Below are 18710 nucleotides of genomic sequence, written 5' to 3'. Positions count from 1 at the left end.
GGCATTTATGAGGAGTTGGGCGTCGATGCCAGATAATTTTTTTGAAAAACATGACTTTTCTATCGGCATGTTCGTCGTCGGCATTGCAGTCATCATGTTCATTATGTTTGGTGCAGGGGTTCTATGCCCGCTGGTAATTTTAACGTTACAGACGCTTTGGGGTGAATTTACGCCAGAAGAGTTTGGTCTCCTGTTCGTCTCGAGTGCATTGATAATGACCCTGAGTATTGTTATTCCAAATATATTGATTATACGAGGTAGACCAAAAGCAGTGAAAGTAAACCAGATAAATATCTATTTCCAGCTTGTCTGTTACTCGCTGTTATTATTGACATTTGAACATGAAAATAAGTGGTTTTTCCTCTGTTTTGTGATTTTCCCGCTGTTGGCAAACTGGTTAATGGCATCGGCTAAGTATCAAGCGTTCCTTGCCTATTATGAGGCGATACGCAAAGATCCTGCAGGATTTCGACGAAGCATAGAAAAAATGCATGAGTAGGTTATAACAGTGATGAAATCGCGCCACCCATCTTAAATCACGCTTCGAAAACAATCATCGCCGAGCACTTCCCAAGCACTATGGATGGCTTACCTAGTCTGAAATACGCCATTTTTGAACGAATTAGCTCAATTTATTATCTCAGATGCACTTCTTGACACGTTTGCTGGCTCTCGTTTATGCAATTTTTGCCAGTACAGACGTAGGTAAGCCAAAAGTGCATTATGTTGTTGTTTTATCATGGGTGGCAATTTATTCGGCCAGAAATTTATTCCGGGCCAAAGTAATCATCACCACATGTTTTCTTTATTTTCTCTTGCCATTTAATATATTCATCAGTGAATTCGGTACCGTTATTTTTAAATTTAGGACGGTTCTTGTATAGAGTATCTATATAAATAATACCTCCAACTGTTGACACTGATTTAACAAATACCTTACTCATTCGATCATGGAAAATATGATTAGAGCCAATTCTGCCTAAGTAATGCACGCATGTTAATGAATCTTTCTCTTGCACTGCAGGTACGTTAATTATAGCTGACATTGTTTTATTTCTATAATCAGAGTCTGCTTGTATCATCAATGCCGCAAAAAATGCGTAGATAACAGAGATCGTGAACGCGAATAAAAATTGCAAAAATACTAGAAGGAGCGTTTTCCACCATTTTAAACGAATGTTTTTAACGCTGTTTAGCTTTTTTATAGAATAATGTTTTTTATCCATTTTGATTAAAATGAAAAATATCAAAGAAATTGTTGCTGCTGTAAAGATCGCGAAAGCTACAACATATCTTTGTGAAACAGTGTGCCTAGCAAAATCCGATAGTTCAGCTAACTCAATATAGTTTATGCCGAATTGCTCGTAGAATGATGAAGTTGCGATAACTCCAATACTAGTCAATATAAAACTGGTTATTGTAGAAATCATTACCCAGTGTGTTGATATCCACTCTAAAAAACTTTTTGTGTCTTCTTTGATCATTTATAAATTCGCCAGTGTTTTTTTTTGGGGTTATTGCGTCGTCCAGATGCTCGAGGGCGAAGTGGACATTGCTCTGATGTCGGCGTGTACATGGAATCAGAGTAAGCTTTAAAAAATTGCATTTTTACTCTGCCAATTGCCTGCTTTTACACAATTTCACCAGTGACTCGCCGTCCATGATTTAAACATTAGCGTCCTTGTAGATTCTTCTAAAACATCCATGTTTTAGAAGGTCACTGGTGCAACAATGCTGTATTTAGGACGTAACCGTTGAATTATTGTGCTACTTTAATGGAGTACTATTTATTATTAAATTGTGCAATTCCTTTTATTTTTTCAAGCTGCTCTAACGTTTTACCTAATCCAAGATGAATTGGAGTTTTTTCATCATGCTTCCCATCTAAAGCACTTGAAGCGTTAGCTGCGACAGCATCAATAGCGGCAGAAAGTAATTTTTCCAGTAATTGTTCTTTTTTTCCATCTTGAAGGTTATCAATTTGGTTTTTAAAACTTTGATAAGATTTGGCTAAAGCTTCCTTATGCGCATATTCTTGTTGTAGTCTTTGGGCTTCATTTCTTCGTTTGGATGCAAATAATGCAAGCCACAATACTGGTAAAATTACTGGTAACTTATGAGATAAATTACTAAGTAGGTTACTAATGTTTGTGACATCTACAAACTTAATTAATTCTGGGAAACCGATACTATCTATAGTGGAAATAAACGCTATAACAGCTAGAATTGCAATTGATATATAGAATAACTTTGAGTATTGCTTAATTGGTTCGCTAAAAGACTTTCTCATAGCGCGATAAGCCGTCGCCAAGCCTGCACTAGTGGCCCCTGGTAATAAGTTTTCTATCTGTTCATTAAGTGTTTTATATCTTAATTCCTGTTCTCGCTTGAAATTATCTAAAGCTAATTGACGATTGTTTAATTCTTCTTGTAATCCTCCTACCAATTTACCATCAACATCTTCTTTACCTACAACTCGAAGATGAAATGTTTTCAATTCTTTAAGTTGTTTTTCCGTTTCTGATAGAAGTACTGAAATTTCTTCAGCAGATGACTGTGATGACTCACTAGCTACATTTATTTGATTGGCTATAGAATCGCTACCATTATCTAACAATTTTCGATAATATTCACTGATTTGATCGTATAGATCATTTATGGATGACAATAACGTATTGACTCTTGCCTCTATGGCTATTTCATTTTCATCACCGTAAAAATAACGATTTCTTAACTCTGACATTTCTTGATGAAGATTGTTTATATTATCAAACTTCTCTATTATATTAGTTTTAATTTTTTCTATTTCATTTGACTGATTTTTGAAATTCTGTGAATACTCTAAAGTTTTGTTCTTTAATGACTCAATACTTTCAGATATGAATTTTGTGTATTCTCTAGTCGATTTAGCGGCAGCTTTTACTGCACTATCTGTATGTACTACATATGGACGTATATATGTTAGAAGATTGTCAAGGTGACTGTTGTTGGCATTTCGAATGTGTCCAATATTTCTATTTAATATATAAGAATTTATTTCATTTAAACATGGCTGGCATTGACTTTGGAAGTTTTGCCAAGTCGATACTGGAATAAGATCAGGATCGATAGATGCAATTAAGCTTGATAAAAATGATACGACCTTTTTTAAACGAGCAACTTCCTCAACATTTGTAATAACGGATTCGTCATCAACAGTTAATATTTCAGATTTAGAAATTATATCATTCCAAATAACTTGGAATGGGTGATTTTCAAACTGAGCTTGCCAGCGACTCATGATCAAACTTCCTTAGTGATTATTTTTACATTCTGTTTTAGAAAAAATTTTGCTGATTAGGAGAGAAGTAATAGGTTTTGAATAAAATTTCACTATCATCATTTCCCCACCTCGCTTTTACTTAGGCATCTTTGGGCGACTTGGTAGATGATGGAGTCGACTTGTTGCTGGGTAAGATCTTGAGTTTTCAGTTTCGGGATCGTTCCGACTAATTGTTTGTGGTTCAGCTCTTTATAACAAAGATGCGGGAACGGTGGTTTTGATTGACTCGTGACATACCAGCTGGGGAATACTAGGGCTGGGGTGGCGGCGACGGGGGAGCCTGTGGCTTTGGTTAACCATTGGCTGACCCGTTCTCTTAACAAGAGTACTTGGCGCTGCGCCTGTTCTATGGGTTTGGTTTCTGTCCACGAGGGGAAGTTTAAGCGCCCGTCTTTGCTCCGCGTATACATCACTCCAATCGTGACAAACATGCTGGAGAGGATGATCACTACCGATAAAATATTGTTAGTAAAATCTGCCATTTACATCCTTGCCGTAAAAAGGGGGTCGTTAATTCCATTACTTACACAGGCTTACCCTGCGCTGATTTAGCTGGGTGACAGAGGTGGCTTTTAAGAGGGTGAGGCAGATAACTGATTTGCTTCTTCATCCCTAAATAGCGTGCTCGATAATGATAATTGAGTTCAGATCTGCCCTGCATTTTCCTTAGTGGTCACACTTTAACCCGCTCTGTGCGGTTTAATCAATGCGTTTTATCACAAAACTGATTTTAAAGAATGACTTGTGGCAGGGGCTGTCTGAGTTTAAACGCAGTGTGTTAGTGACTAGATGCTAACGCGATACTGGGGGATTTATAAACAAATTGCTTGCTGCGATAGGGATGATTTGTTATTACTGGCCCATGAACAAAATATACCTAAGCGCAATTAACACCACCACTACCACCACGAGAATTCTCGGGGGGTAGTTTTTTGCGTCTTTAAAAAAACCCTCTGAGCGACATCGCCAGGGGGTTTTTTTATACCTTGGTTTTGTATTTCGCTCAGATTTAACTCAAATTTTACTCAGATTTAGCTCGGGAGAGAATGATGAAAACACATCGCGAAATTGCAGAACAACTTGACCTGTTTCACTCTGAACCACAGGCGCCAGGTATGATTTTTTGGCACCCGAATGGCTGGGCGTTATTCCGAGATATTCAAGAGCACATGAGGCGCGTGTATCGCCGCAATGGTTTTGAGGAGGTGAACACGCCTGTTTTTATGAAGAAGGAGTTATGGCAAACGTCTGGGCATATGGACATGTTTGCAGAGAACATGTTTTTCGGTGGTGGAAAGGAAAACATCGATGAATATGTGTTAAAACCCATGTCTTGTCCTGCCCATATTTTGCTGTTTAAGCGTGGGGTACATAGCCATAGAGATTTGCCACTGCGACTATTTGAGTTTGGCTTGGTTCACCGTAATGAATCCTCTGGCTCGTTAAATGGTTGCCTGCGCGCTCGCCAGTTCACTCAGGATGATGCCCATGTCTTTTGCTGTTGGTCCCAGGCAGAGGAGGAGATATGTGGTTTTCTCCAACGGGCAAAACAGGTTTATGGTGATTACGGCTACCATAATTTAGACGTAAAAATATCGACTAAACCTGAGAAGGCATTAGGCAGCGACGAGCAATGGTGCCGAGCACAAAAGCTATTGGATTCAGCCTGCCAGATTGAGGGCTTTGATGCCGAGTATCAAGCGGGTGAAGGGGCTTTTTATGGTCCTAAAATTGAACTGTCACTGACAGATTCTATGGGGCGACGCTGGTAGTGTGGCACTATCCAGTTTGATTTTAATTTGTCTGAAAGATTCGATGTTCACTACACCAATGAGCAAGGGGAATTCGAACGGCCAGTGATTATGCACCAAGCTATGTATGGCTCTATCGAGCGTTGGCTGGGGATTCTCTTGGAAGTCTCACAGGGTAACCTGCCAGATTGGTTACATCCCGTGCCTGTTGCTATCGCCTCTGTGAATGAGTCAAACAGCCAATTTGTCCGTCAGTTAGCCGCATTATGCTTAGCACGAGACATGCGAGTGTTGGTCGATATCAGTCAAAACTCAGTTGCCCGCAAAATGAAACGCTTTCACAAGCAAAAAGTGCCTTACATCTTAACGGTTGGGGATAAGGAAGAAGCCGAGAAGTGTGTGTCAGTTAAGTGCCGCAAAGACGGCGTTATGACTCACATCCCTCTTGCTGAATTAGCCGACTATCTCGCGGATAAACTAGAGCGCAAGCTATAACCTAAGGAAGATGGTGTTTGTTATCTAAGGCTAGCTAGGGTTCCCATGGCTAGCCTTTTACTTATTTTATGATCCCGCTCTTTGCGCTAAGGCTTACCGATAAAAGGCTTCAACTGTGCCTTTTATTGCCTCAGATGCGGTCCTTGCCACATTTGATAGCACTCGTTCAGACAATGTTAGTCAGTACAGACGAAGGTAAGCCAAAAGTGCATTATGTTGTTGATTTATTAAGGATGGCCATTTATTTATGGCCATTTATTGTTTCGGCACAACTGTCATTCGAACGTCAGGATCCGGCCCCATTTCGCGGGAATAGTCACTTCAAGTTTTCCTTGCTGTGGCTGGAACACCTCCTGACTCATAAGATCCCTCATACCTTTATCTGCCACTGCAGTCAGGGTCGCCAGACGCGCCACATTCGAATTATTCAGCAACACCCAGATGGTCTCCCCCCGATAATGGCGCGCAAATCCGTAGATGCCTTGCTTATCGTCGATTAACAGGCTGGCGAAATCACCCAGCCGCAAAGCTGCATATTGATTTCTGATGGCGATGAGGCGTTTATAGTGTGACAGCAAGTCTTGATCTATTGCGACAGTATCCCACTCATCGACGGCGCGCTCGGTGCCATCGGGCAAGTAACGCTCGGCTTGGTAGCCTATGTCCGGCCAAAGCATGGGTTTGCGGTTGTCGGGATCGTTCCCGCCCCACATACCGACTTCGTCACCGTAATAAATCATAGGTGCACCGACATAGGTCATCTGCAGAATCACAAATAGCTTTTGCAGCCGGATTTCATCGGCATTGGGCTTACGCACTCGGTACTCTGGGTTATTGGCCGCCTGCGACAGGTTAAAATACTTTCCCCAGTCACGGAAATGACCCAGCCCCCGGTTCACTATGTGCGATGCAAGGCGATTGGTGTCATGACTGCCAAACAAATTCTGATTAACATAGGCGACGCCAGCGGGGTAAAGTTCACGCAACTGTTTAAGTTTTGCATCGAATTGGGAAACTGAGATGCTCATCCCGGCGGGATTAAACAGGAACTCGGCCGCGGTGAAGGCGAAGTTATAGTTCATCTCCGCATCAAATTCGTCACCCTGAAAATAGGGGATGACTTTCTCTGGCTTATCGACTAATTCGGCTGTCATATAGGCCTCTGGATTGATGCTTCGGACCAAGGCTCGCCAATCCTTCCAGAATGCATGTTGGACTTCGAAGGCCACATCCAGACGCCAGCCATCTATGCCAAATTGCGTTCCCATGCCTTTGGGATTCATCCAACGCCTGGTGGCATTGAAAATATATTCTTTCGGGCCAGAGACTATGCCATGCTCATCCTCGCGCCACTCCGGCAGTGATTTAACCCCGAACCAGCCCTCGTAATCGAAGCTAGTACCTGCTGTTGCATCATCGAAGCTCTTCACACTGAACCAGTCTTTATAAGCAGAATCCTGCTGTTTGAGCTTGAGATCCTTAAAGGCAAAGCTGTTAACGCCCATATGGTTAAAGACACCATCGAAGATGATCTTCATTTTATACTTATGTGCTTTGTCTATGAGCTGCAGCGCCAGTTCGTCCGCTTTGGTCCATACCCAAGTATTTGGGTCCAGTGGATTTTCCTTTGCCATCAGGGCGCGATCACCTTGAGGGTCTGGGCCGAAGTTGGGGTCGATATGGTGATAGCTGGCGCCGTCATATTTATGCAGCGACGGCGAGTCGAAGACGGGATTGAGGTAAATGGCGGTGATCCCAAGTTCATGCAGATAGCCCAGTTTATCTATCACCCCTTGTAAGTCGCCGCCGTATCTGCGGCGCAATAGGTGTTTCCATAATTCGGTTTCACCGTTGGCCAACTCATAATCTTGTCGTTGGTACCAATCGCTGCCCCATGGATGCATGTGCCACTGTTTGGGTGGTTCGACTGGATCTGCGCCCAGGATATCGGCCAACTCGGGGTTATTGGTGGTGTCGCCATCACGAAAGCGTTCGGGAAATATCTGATACCAGACCACGGATTTGGCCCATTCAGGCACAAACTCGCCGGCTTGGGGGGCCGACTTAGGCATGACGTCATTATTTGTTGATGCCAATACTGAAAACGTTAGCAACAAGCTTAAATAACTGGCTTGCCTCAGGATGTATTGCATATTCATAGGGTTAATCACTCGCAGGCATTCTGCTGCTAGATAAGGACAGTTTACGCGGCTGGGTGTTGAAACATTGCACGCCTGGTCACCCAGGCGCCAAGGTTAAAACCATTATTGGAAATAGGTCTGTGGCAGATCTACGACTCCTGCGGCATCGGCAGATGAGGTCGCGGTACGGTTTGCGCCACCTTCCCATATCACATTGCCCTGATCATCCTTCAAGATATATTTATATTCGAAAGAGGTCGCTTTAGGCACACTCACAGGCAGAAACCAATTGTACCATTCGACGGGATCCGGATTATGGAAGGCATCCACAGCCTTAGCGGGATCCCAACTTCCCAATTCGGGTATGCTGCCGACCAGATAGACTTTTTGTCCTAGGGCCGTGCTTTTTTGCACATGAAAAATCATTTGATTTTGATCATCCGACAGCAGATTAAAGCTGAAGTTGTTGCTGGTAACCCCGGCTTTTTTGACCGTGACTATTTTCTCTCCGCCGGCCATGCCGGGTACTGTGACGTTAATTTCAGTGCCGCTGTTTGAGTTCACTTGCGCCTGCACTGTATCGAAATAAACCTGGACCGCACCGTCAAGACCCGTACCCAAGATGGTCACTTCGTTGCCTGCTCTCCCGGCGACAGACACCATGTCGCCTATGTGTGGGGCCGTGCCGAGATCGGCATTATAGCTCCAGACATTGACCTCCTGCTGGCTTAGTTGGAATGAGGCTATTTTCTGACCGGTCCCGGCGCTGATTACTGTGGCCGAGTCGCCGGACAACTCACCCGCCAACTTATCGGCATAACTGCCTGTGGGCAGACTGGTTGCCAGATCCGGCACTGTGTAGGCGTTGAATGGGCTGCGGTTTATCGCGACGACCACTTCCTTATCGTAAAATTTACGCGATAGGACAAGTACATCGGCTGTGGAATAGAGCACATTGGTTAAGCCATAGGCCAAGGCATCATTTTCCTGCCTCAATGCAGAGAGTTTCTGAATGATTTTATAGGCGGCAGTCGTTTGGCTGAATGGCTTATCGACCTGCAGGAACACCCGGCCACCATTTTCGCTCGCGTCATGGCCGTTAACATATTGTTCGGTACCATAATAAATGTTGGGAACCCCGCGGGAGACGAGTGATGTGGCCAGTGCAACATCCAGGCTGCGGTGATCGCTGTTAATTCTCAGGAATCGTGGCACATCATGGTTATCGATAAAGGTGACTGTCTGATTTTCATAGCGATAGTCATTGGCCGTGTATTGGTAAAAATTTGCCAGGGTGTTCATATCTTCGGAGCCATTGGCAAACACATTGGTCATGGTTCGGAAAAACTCGAAATCGAGATTATTGATGTTGGTCCTCGTTGGAAATGAGGTGTATTCGGCATATTTGGGATCCGGTTTCCCTATGAAAAACTCACCAAAATGCGTCACTGCACCACCCGGGGCGGAATCGATCGCGTCTCTGAAGCCCTTGGCAAAGGCCGGATTCATGTGCAGGGTGGCATCATGGCGATAGCCATCTATGCCTTTGCCCTTCCAAAAAATTGCCGCTTCTTCCAAATATTGTGCCACGGCAGGTAATTCCTGTGTGAAGTCTGCCAGTGAACCCAAGTCCCGATAACGATAGCCGAATCGGCTGCTGTCACTGCCTCTGTCACCTTTACGGTGAAACCAATCAGGATTCAAGGTTCCATTGGGATCGGCAATTAAATTATCGGAAGAGCCGTCATTATTAAGATCGACAGGATCGCCACCGGCGTCAAACACGAAGTGATTGTTGGCATCCCTATCCGGCTCGTATAAACGGCCATTCTCGGGCGTATTTCCATTGGTCGGATTCTGCCAACGACTCGTGTGGTTAGAGACAAAGTCAATCACGACTTTTATTCCATTGGCGTGCAGCGCTTCGACCATATCACTAAAGTCTTGCATAGTGCCGAAGTGCGAGTTGGTGCGATAATAATTGCTCACATGGTAGCCGTGATAACTGGACCAAATGACCTGACTGCCATCCGTCTGGTGATCGATAATGGTCTCATCTCTGTTGGCATAAGGTGCCGATATCCAAACTGCCGTGATTCCCATATTCTTTAAGTAGGGAATTTGGGCCACTATTCCTTTAAAGTCGCCACCTTGATACAGTTTCATGTCACTGCCTGTACCATCGAAGATCTGCGAAGGTGAACCTGCCGGTATGTTGTTTGTTGGGGCGCCGTCATAAAATCTGTCGGTCAGAATTTGGTAAACTGTGTCTTTAGCCGTGATGGGGCCCAGAGATCCGGCCGCATAACTCCCCGAGGCGGTTAGCGTAAATGCAATAAAACTGAACGTCTTCATCGTCCTGAATAAATGTTTGTTCATCATCGTCCCTTATTTTATTTATTGAGTGTCTAATGAGTTGCTATTGGAATACCTAATTAAACAACTCACTTGAACAAAAAATCGGCGGATGAACAAGTTCCTACATACGTATTCAATACTATCTTCAATAATGTCTTCAATTATTTTCAGTCGTTTCAATTTATAGCTTCAATGTTTATATCCGATAATGAATGAGTATGGTTTTCCCAAGAACTGAAGTTAATTGGCTCTTCCTGAATATGGTGGAGTAGGTATAGTTCTAGTCAAATTCCTCTTAAATTTCAATGATGAGTGAAGCTGCTTTATACCAACAAATTTTGGGGCTCACAAAAAGTCAGGGCACATCTTTTTCGATAAAAAGGCTGTATCAATAATAATCACCCTAAACTTCTCAATGAACTAGATATTGCCTCCGATGCTTAGTTGACGTCAGCCAAAGAATTTTGCCGTTAGTATGAGTGCTGACTCTTTAGCGGCGTGAGTTGTGGCTGGTAAGGCGGTGTGTATAGTGCTGCGAATAAGCTCTAGCTGATAGCTGCATTTGGCGTCGAAGCGGATTAATGGCAGTTTGGCGCTTTCGCAGGCTTGCTCGATGAGGAGGTCGCGTTGCTGAGTACGTGTTTGCTTATGGCTTTTATCGTCGAGTTCAATTGCGGCGATAACTTCAAGTGTGTTCTTGTCGCACTTCGGAGTTGAATTCGGGAGTAATCGAAGTGCTTGGCTGAAATTCTATTAAAGGCAATTTGCCAGTGTTTGCGGTTCATGCCTTTTTCTGGGGTGATAACATCTGCGATACGCACTTTGCCCAGTATTCGGAATTGTTCGCCTACAGCTTGATCTAATATCCCGAGAAAGGAGCGTTCAGTATTGGAAAATAGGGCGTCTTGTTTACGGTAGCGATAGTTATTATCTGAAGTTGGGATAAGCAAATTAGTGAAAATGCGTAAGAGTAGCGGCACGAAAATAATAATCGCCAAACCCAGCCCGATAAGTATTAATTGATTCGAATTCATCATTACATCCTTGTTTAGTATTGTCGTTGTGACTTGCTAAGCACCTATCCGTTAGTTGCTAGTACTTTAATGCCAAAAATAATGAGTCGTTGAGAGTAGTGACCACATCTTGTTAGTCACTACATCAACAGTCATACCGATATTATCGGTATGCAGACGTCTTAACGATAAAACGCTTCAACTGTGCCTTTTACTGTCAGCAAAAGAGGTTGGCCGCGGCGGTCCAAGGATTTAGAGGGGACTTTTACCCAACCTTCACTGATGCAATATTCTTCGACATCAAAACGCTCTTTGCCGTTGAGCTTAATACCGATGTCGTGCTCGAAAATCTCTGCCACATGGTGTGGGCTGCGTGGGTTAACGGAAAGGCGATCCGGTAAAGCGGGTAATGATGCTGTATCAGTCATGGTCGTTATCTGCGTTGTTTATAGTTAAAAATCGTGCGCTATTGTAGGCAATACGGCCGCCTTGCTCAAGGGGTGTTGTTGCCTAGCTGTGACGCCTACGTTTCTGGGCCTGACGAACGGCTCGTGGCTTTTAGGCAAAGCCTGTGTCGTCTTTTGCTCACTCGCGCTACGGGGTAAACTTTGGCCGCGAGGCCGATATCTAGTGCTTCACTCCCGATAGTGCACCTCCTTTGATTTGTATCAACACAGGCGCCTGCTAAAGCGGTCACTATATTAGCCAAATTCGATAAATAGCAGCGTAAACCATGACGGATACTAGGTTAGTTGCCCTCTTAAAAATCTGTATTAGCCTTGGGTTGTGCCTGATTGTGCTGGGCATTTATTTGCATAACTTTAATGAGACCGTTGAGGCTATGGGGGTTTCAGGGATTATTCTCAGCGCGTTATGTGTGGCCTTGGGCATGGTGCTATCTTTGCCGACTAAAATGTATCTCACCTTTTTACTGGTTAAGCGTGAGGCAGATAAGCAAAGCAACTCTTCGCATTAGGTCACTACAGGAGCACGATTAGACGGCTGCTAGTTGGGCGGTTTTATCTGCACCTCATAGCTTAAAAATCCCTCTGGTGTTTTTTTAACATAATTAACCCAAGACTAATGGGTGAAAAACACCGATAATTCCCCATTCTCACCCATGATCAATCCCTCAGGTGGTCTATGGGCTGCTCAGACTCGCATATTTAGTGGAAATCATATTCAATGGAAATCAAAGTTAATTTTCTCGACAATCTTAGACTTGAAGCCAAGTTTGATGATTTTACCGTCACCGCCGATCAGCCGATCCGTTATAAAGGTGATGGTTCTGCCCCTGGTCCCTTTGATTATTTCTTAGCGTCGTCAGCCCTGTGTGCGGCCTATTTCGTCAAGGTGTATTGCAACGCCCGTGACATCCCCACGGATAATATTCGCCTGTCGCAGAATAATATTGTCGATCCTGAGGACCGCTATAACCAGATTTTCCAAATCAATGTTGAGTTGCCTAGCGATATTTCGGACAAGGATCGTGAAGGTATTTTGCGCTCCATCGACCGCTGTACTGTGAAAAAAGTGGTACAAACTGGCCCAGAATTTAAGATCCAAATCGTTGAAAACCTCGATTCAGACGCTAATGCCATGCTGATGGGTCATCCCGGCGACGACAGCAGCACCTATATTTTGGGTAAAGATTTACCGCTCGAGCAGACCATAGCCAATATGACGGCCATGCTCGCCGAGCTTGGAATGAAGATTGAGATCTCATCCTGGCGCAACATAGTGCCGAACGTGTGGTCACTGCATATCCGCGACGCCGCTTCCCCCATGTGTTTCACCAATGGTAAAGGCGCAACCAAAGAGAGCGCACTGTGCTCGGCGCTCGGCGAGTTTATCGAGCGGTTAAACAATAACTTCTTCTATAACGATCAGTTCTTTGGGGTTGAGATCGCCAACAGCGAGTTTGTGCATTACCCTAATGAAAAATGGTTTGCCCTAGAGGAAGACGATGCCCTGCCAGCGGGTCTGTTAGACGACTACTGCCTCGAGATTTATAACCCCGATGAGGAGCTGTGCGGCTCGCATCTTATCGACACTAACTCGGGCAATAGTAAACGCGGTATTTGTGCGATCCCTTACACCCGCAAATCCGATGGCGAGACTGTGTACTTTCCATCGAACCTGATTGAAAACCTGTTCTTAAGCAATGGCATGAGTGCGGGCAACAATCTGAAAGAAGCCGAAGTACAGTGTTTATCTGAGATTTTCGAGCGGGCGGTAAAACGCCAAATTATCGAGCAGGAAATCGTCCTGCCGGACGTGCCTATGGCGGTGTTAGAAAAATACCCTAGCATTCTTGCGGGCATTAAAGGCTTAGAGGAGCAGGGCTTCCCCGTGGTAGTGAAAGACGCCTCATTAGGCGGTCAGTTCCCTGTGATGAGTGTGACCCTAATGAACCCGAAAACCGGCGGGGTATTCGCCTCATTCGGTGCCCACCCCAGCTTTGAAGTGGCACTGGAGCGCAGCTTAACTGAGCTGTTGCAAGGTCGCAGCTTCGAAGGTTTAAACGATGTGCCAAAACCGACCTTTAACAGCATGGCGGTGAGTGAGCCTGAAAACTTTGTCGAGCACTTTATCGACTCAACGGGGGTGATCTCCTGGCGCTTCTTTAGCAGCAAGCATGACTATGACTTCTGTGAATGGGATTTCTCCGGCACCAATGAAGAGGAAGCCGAGCGTTTATTCGGCATTTTAGAAGATCTGGGTAAAGAGGTGTATGTCGCCGAGTTTACCGAATTAGGCGCATCGGCTTGCCGTATTTTAGTACCTGATTACTCAGAGGTTTACCCCGTTGAAGACCTGATCTGGGATAACACTAACAAGGCGCTGACTTACCGTGAGGATATTCTGAATCTGCATTCCTTAAGCACTAAACAGTTGGTGAGTTTGGTCAATCGCTTAGAGGAAAGTCAGCTCGATAATTACACCGACATTCGCACCCTGATTGGCATAGTCTTCGATGAAAATACCGTCTGGGGCAAGTTGACGATTATCGAACTTAAGATCCTGATTTATCTAGCACTCAGTGAGCAGGAAGAAGCATTGGAGCTGGTCGGTGAATTCCTGCAATTTAACGACAATACAGTGAAACGCAATCTGTTCTACCAAGCAATGAGCGCCGTGTTAGAAGTGACACTCGATGAAGACCTAGCACTCGAAGACTTTAGCCATAACTTTACCCGTATGTTTGGCGAGGAAGTGATGGAGCAAGTCGTTGGCTCTGTTACGGGTAAAGTACGTTTCAGCGGCCTGACTAAGACCAGTATGCAGCTCGAAGGGATTGAGCCGCACCTGCGCTTAATCGAGAGCTATAAAAAATTGCATCAGGCTCGAAGGGCAAAACTGTAAACTAACGCAGTGGTTTGACTGAAATATTGTACTAAAAGCGGACCTAAGGGTTCGCTTTTTAATGGTTGAGTTTCGAGTACACTGAGAAACTCGTTCCTAGGATGTTATTTCTATTTAGGTTTTTAGTATGAAAACAGCCGATGATTTTATTAAGTTTTTAGAGTTAGAGCAGCATATCGAAGGGGGATATTATCGGTCTTCCTACCGCTCCGCTATGCAGTACGACTCGACTCGTGCCCTCTGGAGCAGCATTTATTTTTTACTGCGAACGGGTGAAGTGTCGCATTTTCATCGACTCACGGCCGACGAGATGTGGTATTTCCACGGGGGGCAATCACTGACTATCTATATGATTTCCCCCGAGGGTGAGCTAACAACGGCGCAATTAGGCTTGGATTTGGCCGCGGGTGAGCGGCCACAGTTTTTAGTGCCTAAGGGCTGTATTTTTGGCTCGGCGATGAATCAACCGGGGTTTTCGCTGGTGGGTTGTATGGTGTCACCCGGTTTTACCTTCGATGACTTTGAGTTATTCAGCCAAGAAAGTTTGTTGGCGCAATATCCCCAGCATAGGGATATTATTCTGCGCCTGAGTAAAAGTGAGCGTGATTAAACTTAATGCAGGTGCGTTAGCTTCGCCCTGCACAGTTGAATTATTAGGCGCACTTTGACAGCGCGGCTAAATGGGGCTTGTCTATTGGCGTTTAACCACGTAAAACAGGCCTTTTAGCGTACCTCTATGTACCAAGTGTTATGGAGTAATTGAATTTGGAACACTTAGTGTGGGAACTCGATCCTGTATTAGTCTCGTTTATGGGGCTCAAAATACATTGGTATGGAGTCTTGTTTGCCGTGGCGATCACCGCCGGTTTTCAGGTGATGAAGCGGATTTATATCAAGGAGGGTCTCGACCTTGAATCCCTTGATAATCTATTGATTTACTGCGTGGTTGGTATCATAGTTGGCGCCAGATTGGCCCACTGTATTTTTTATGATCCCGCTTATTACTTCGCCCATCCGCTTAAGATTTTGGCGATTTGGGAAGGCGGACTCGCCAGCCACGGTGGCGGTTTAGGGGCGATTTTGGCCCTTTACTATTATCAGCGCAAAGTGAAGCTCCCTTTCCTATTTCTATTGGATCGATTGGCGATTGCCACGGCCATTTTTGGCTTTTTTGTGCGTATGGCAAACTTTGCCAACTCAGAGATCTTAGGTGAGCCAACGACTCAGCCGTGGGGAATTATCTTTGCCCGTGTTGATATGTTGCCAAGGCATCCGGCGCAGCTCTATGAGGCTTTTGCCTATTTAGCTATCTTTATTGGCCTGTATGCTATTTATAGTCTTACCCAAGTTAAACAGAAGCATGGCGCAATCTTTGGGCTATTTCTGGTGTCGGTATTTAGTGCGCGCATTGCGATTGAATCGATTAAAGTCAGCCAAGCGGCTTATGCTGAAACCATCTTAAGTGCGGGGCAACTTCTCAGCCTGCCTTTCCTCGCCGTAGGGATAGTCTTGTTATTCTTGGCCTATCGAAACAAACGCGCTTAAGTCTTAGGTAAGTCTTAATACGATTGCTATAAGAGCAAGGCTTTCTATCCAGATAGAAAGCCTTTTTTATTTATACCAATAGTATTAAACGTAAGCCATCAAAGATATCGCTAAGGTGTTTTTACAATATTGGTTATTTGCACCATGGCATCCCGAGCGGAGCGGCTCACTCCTGCGAGTTGGAAGAAACCGTGGATAACGCCTAAATAGCGGCGGCAGTGGGCATTTACGCCGGCATCTAACAGATTGCGAAACAGCTGTTCACCTTCATCGACGAGCGGGTCAAATTCCGCCGTAATGATATGGGTTTCTGGTAGTCCCGCTAAATTATCGCTACGCAGTGGACTGGCTTCGGCATCGGTTCTGGGGTGCCAATCGAGGTACATATCGAACCCTGTAAGCAAAGTATCGCGGGTAATAATGTATTTCTCGCCATTGTCGCTATAGCTCTGGCTTTTGGCGGTCGCGTCGAGCATTGGATAGATAAGCACTTGTTTTTGCGGTAACCATTGCCCTTTGGCTTTTAAACGCAGGCAAGTGACTAGGGCTAAGTGGCCGCCGGCGCTGTCGCCCATCAGGGTAATCTTGTCCTTATCGCCGCCCCATAGGTGGCAATGTTGATGCACCACATTGGCGGCATGGAAGGCGTCATCATGGGCGGCGGGATAAACATGTTCAGGCGCGAGGCGGTAAGTTACCGCTATCACTAATGCGCCCGCATCATTGGCAAGTTTTCGCAGCTGCTGATTGTGGGTCTCAACGCCGCCACTGACAAAACAGCCGCCATGGTAGTAAATTACTACGGGTAAATCCTGTGCTGCCGAAGGTTTGAAGAGCATCAATTCTGCGCCATCGATTGAAACCGGGCGAACTTCAAACACTGCTTCAATCTCGCCCGCTAATACCGTGCTATTGATATATCCTTGGCGCCGTTCTTCTATGGTTTGTTCCCGTACCGATGGGCAACCCGCCGCGATAAACTCGCTGACCAATTGTTTAATTCCGTCTTCTAAATAGAGTTGGGCCATTTTTCCCCCTAAGATCGATGAGTACAGCCAAACTAGGCTATAGAGCGTGAGTAGCCGGAGTGTAGCTAGCATAGGATAAAATGGGTAGCGGTTCGGTTAGGAAATGTTGCTTGGATTCATTATGCCATGGGAGTTATGCCATTAAATGGCTTGCGACTCGGTACATGGCAGCCTTATCAAGGTATAGGGGCACAATGAATACGGTTGCAATAAAGGATTTGCCGATTGAGCAAAATCGCTAAAGGTAACAAAATGATTGATTAAGGCGATAGATCGTCCAGTGGCGTCGTTACTCTCTTCCCTAAGGTAGGATTTTCCGTGGTCAAAGCTCCTAAAACATTGCAACAACGGATGGGCATAGTCGCCCTGACTTGGCCGATTTTTATCGAAACTCTGCTGCAATCCTTACTGGGGATCAGCGACATTTTTATGCTCAGCCATTATTCCGATAATGCGGTTGCGGCTGTAGGACTCACGACTCAGCTGATGTTCTTTATGATGGTGATGTCCATGATGGTGAGCACAGGTGCGAGCATTTTGATCAGCCAAAATAACGGTGCTGGGCGAGCACAGCAGGCCGTCGATATCGGGGTGGCAAGTGTCGCATTGAGCTTAGGGCTCGCCTTGATCATGGGCGTCTCTATGTTCTTCGGCGCTAAGGGGATTATCGGCCTGTTTGCACTTGAACACGATGTGGCAGGTTTTGGATATGACTACTTAGTGATTTGCGGCAGTTTAAGTATAGGGCTAGTGATGAACATTGCCTTTGCCGCGATCTTGCGTAGCTATGGCTTTACCCGTTCGGCCATGTTAGTCACCTCAAGTACGGGTTTGATGAATGTGATCGGTAACTATATCGCCCTTTATTCTCCCTTTGATTTACCCGTTTATGGGGTGACAGGGGTGGCAGTATCGACTGTGACCAGCCAGATTATCGGTGCCTTGATTATGCTGGCGGTGATCCGCAGTAAACAGATCCCACTGCCGATGCCGCGGCTTAAACTGCTCCCCCGTAGCACCTATTGGAGCGTGATGCGTATCGGCCTGCTCAATGCTGGCGAGATGCTGTCCTACAATGTGGCGCAGATGACCATCATCTACTTTATCAGTCAGATGGGCACCTTATCGCTCACGGCCTACACCTATGGCTTGAACATTAGCCGTTTTATCTATTGTTTTGCGGTGGCGCTCGGGCAGGCGACACAAATTCAGACCGGATACTATGTCGGCAAACAATGGTTCGATGAGATAACGCTACGGGTGCAAAAGTATTGCCTCGTGGGGTTTATCGCCTCACTCGCCATAGTGTTAGCCTTCTATTGGCAGCGATTTACTATTGTGGGTTGGCTAAGTGAAAACGAGGACGTCATCCAACTAACGGCGTTATTGCTGGCGGGTTCTATCGCCCTTGAAACGGGACGGGTGTTTAATCTGGTCATTATTTCGGCGCTCAAAGGCGCCGGGGATGTGGCATTCCCCGTACGGGTAGGCCTCTTTAGTATGTGGGGCATAGGGGTATTATTTGCTTGGCTATTTGGCCTGCACTTAGGCTACGGGGTGCTCGCCGCTTGGCTTGCGGTCGCCGCAGATGAATGGATACGTGGCCTGATTATGGTATATCGCTGGCGCTCGCGCCGCTGGCAGCGCTTTACCCGAATTCCACCAGCGACGGTAGTGTAGTTTTGGGAATG

General features: G+C 45.4%; 15 protein-coding genes and 2 pseudogenes. 8 read left to right on the top strand and 9 right to left on the bottom strand.

Translation table 11 applies throughout. The features are described 5' to 3' along the window. Positions 1-499: hypothetical protein (locus tag COW15_RS05880; protein ID WP_293630880.1), on the top strand; the 499-nt coding region annotated here is incomplete at its 5' end. Between the two features lie 268 nt (positions 500-767). On the opposite strand, the gene COW15_RS05875 is transcribed toward COW15_RS05880, so the two are convergent. From COW15_RS05875 to COW15_RS05865, 3 genes and pseudogenes are all read right to left on the bottom strand, one after another. After that, positions 768-1484, bottom strand: coding sequence for a hypothetical protein (locus COW15_RS05875; protein ID WP_293630879.1), 717 nt, complete (start codon positions 1482-1484; stop codon positions 768-770). Between the two features lie 299 nt (positions 1485-1783). Next, positions 1784-3280, bottom strand: a complete 1497-nt coding sequence (locus COW15_RS05870) for a hypothetical protein (protein WP_293630877.1) — start codon at positions 3278-3280, stop codon at positions 1784-1786. Positions 3281-3378: 98 nt separating this feature from the next. Next, positions 3379-3717 (bottom strand): annotated as a pseudogene (locus tag COW15_RS05865) (hypothetical protein); the annotation flags it as partial. A 651-nt stretch (positions 3718-4368) separates the two neighbouring features. Between COW15_RS05865 and COW15_RS05860 the strand changes: the two are divergent. Continuing rightward, positions 4369-5229, top strand: a pseudogene (locus tag COW15_RS05860) (aminoacyl--tRNA ligase-related protein); the annotation flags it as partial. 45 nt (positions 5230-5274) lie between these two features. After that, positions 5275-5568, top strand: a complete 294-nt coding sequence (locus tag COW15_RS05855) for a His/Gly/Thr/Pro-type tRNA ligase C-terminal domain-containing protein (protein WP_363699902.1) — start codon at positions 5275-5277, stop codon at positions 5566-5568. Positions 5569-5843: 275 nt separating this feature from the next. On the opposite strand, the gene COW15_RS05850 is transcribed toward COW15_RS05855, so the two are convergent. The 5 genes from COW15_RS05850 to COW15_RS05830 all read right to left on the bottom strand — a co-directional run bounded on the left by COW15_RS05850 (position 5844) and on the right by COW15_RS05830 (position 11508). After that, on the bottom strand, positions 5844-7727 hold the full coding sequence (locus tag COW15_RS05850; RefSeq protein ID WP_293630871.1) for a glycoside hydrolase family 13 protein: 1884 nt from the start codon (positions 7725-7727) through the stop codon (positions 5844-5846). Between the two features lie 105 nt (positions 7728-7832). After that, positions 7833-10088 carry an alpha-amylase family glycosyl hydrolase gene (locus tag COW15_RS05845; protein ID WP_293630869.1) on the bottom strand — a complete coding sequence of 752 codons (2256 nt, stop codon included), beginning with the start codon at positions 10086-10088 and terminating at the stop codon, positions 7833-7835. Between the two features lie 429 nt (positions 10089-10517). Next, positions 10518-10739, bottom strand: a complete 222-nt coding sequence (locus COW15_RS05840; RefSeq protein ID WP_293630905.1) for a DUF2726 domain-containing protein — start codon at positions 10737-10739, stop codon at positions 10518-10520. After that, positions 10646-11101, bottom strand: coding sequence for a DUF2726 domain-containing protein (locus tag COW15_RS05835; RefSeq protein WP_293630867.1), 456 nt, complete (start codon positions 11099-11101; stop codon positions 10646-10648). Before COW15_RS05835 ends, COW15_RS05840 begins: the two co-directional genes overlap by 94 nt. 161 nt (positions 11102-11262) lie before the next feature. After that, on the bottom strand, positions 11263-11508 hold the full coding sequence (locus COW15_RS05830; protein WP_293630865.1) for a DUF3297 family protein: 246 nt from the start codon (positions 11506-11508) through the stop codon (positions 11263-11265). A 305-nt stretch (positions 11509-11813) separates the two neighbouring features. Here COW15_RS05830 and COW15_RS05825 point away from each other — a divergent pair, with 305 nt between their 5' ends. From COW15_RS05825 to lgt, 4 genes are all read left to right on the top strand, one after another. Beyond that, positions 11814-12056 (top strand): hypothetical protein, encoded by a 243-nt coding sequence (locus COW15_RS05825; protein WP_293630863.1) that lies wholly within the window; start codon positions 11814-11816, stop codon positions 12054-12056. Positions 12057-12265: 209 nt separating this feature from the next. After that, the gene (locus tag COW15_RS05820; RefSeq protein WP_293630861.1) at positions 12266-14446 is read left to right on the top strand and encodes an OsmC domain/YcaO domain-containing protein; all 2181 of its coding nucleotides are present in this window, start codon (positions 12266-12268) and stop codon (positions 14444-14446) included. A gap of 127 nt (positions 14447-14573) precedes the next feature. Then, positions 14574-15056, top strand: a complete 483-nt coding sequence (locus COW15_RS05815) for a cupin domain-containing protein (RefSeq protein ID WP_293630859.1) — start codon at positions 14574-14576, stop codon at positions 15054-15056. Positions 15057-15211: 155 nt separating this feature from the next. After that, positions 15212-15991 (top strand): prolipoprotein diacylglyceryl transferase, encoded by a 780-nt coding sequence (gene lgt / locus COW15_RS05810; RefSeq protein ID WP_293630857.1) that lies wholly within the window; start codon positions 15212-15214, stop codon positions 15989-15991. Between the two features lie 110 nt (positions 15992-16101). On the opposite strand, the gene COW15_RS05805 is transcribed toward lgt, so the two are convergent. Next, positions 16102-17019, bottom strand: a complete 918-nt coding sequence (locus tag COW15_RS05805; RefSeq protein ID WP_293630855.1) for an alpha/beta hydrolase — start codon at positions 17017-17019, stop codon at positions 16102-16104. A 318-nt stretch (positions 17020-17337) separates the two neighbouring features. Here COW15_RS05805 and COW15_RS05800 point away from each other — a divergent pair, with 318 nt between their 5' ends. Further along, entirely contained in the window at positions 17338-18699 is a 1362-nt protein-coding gene (locus COW15_RS05800) for an MATE family efflux transporter (protein WP_293630854.1), read from the top strand. Positions 18700-18710 lie beyond the last annotated feature (11 nt).

The organism is Shewanella sp. CG12_big_fil_rev_8_21_14_0_65_47_15 (assembly GCF_002783505.1).
Lineage (GTDB): Bacteria > Pseudomonadota > Gammaproteobacteria > Enterobacterales > Shewanellaceae > Shewanella.
This window is presented reverse-complemented; position numbering and strand designations above follow the sequence as displayed.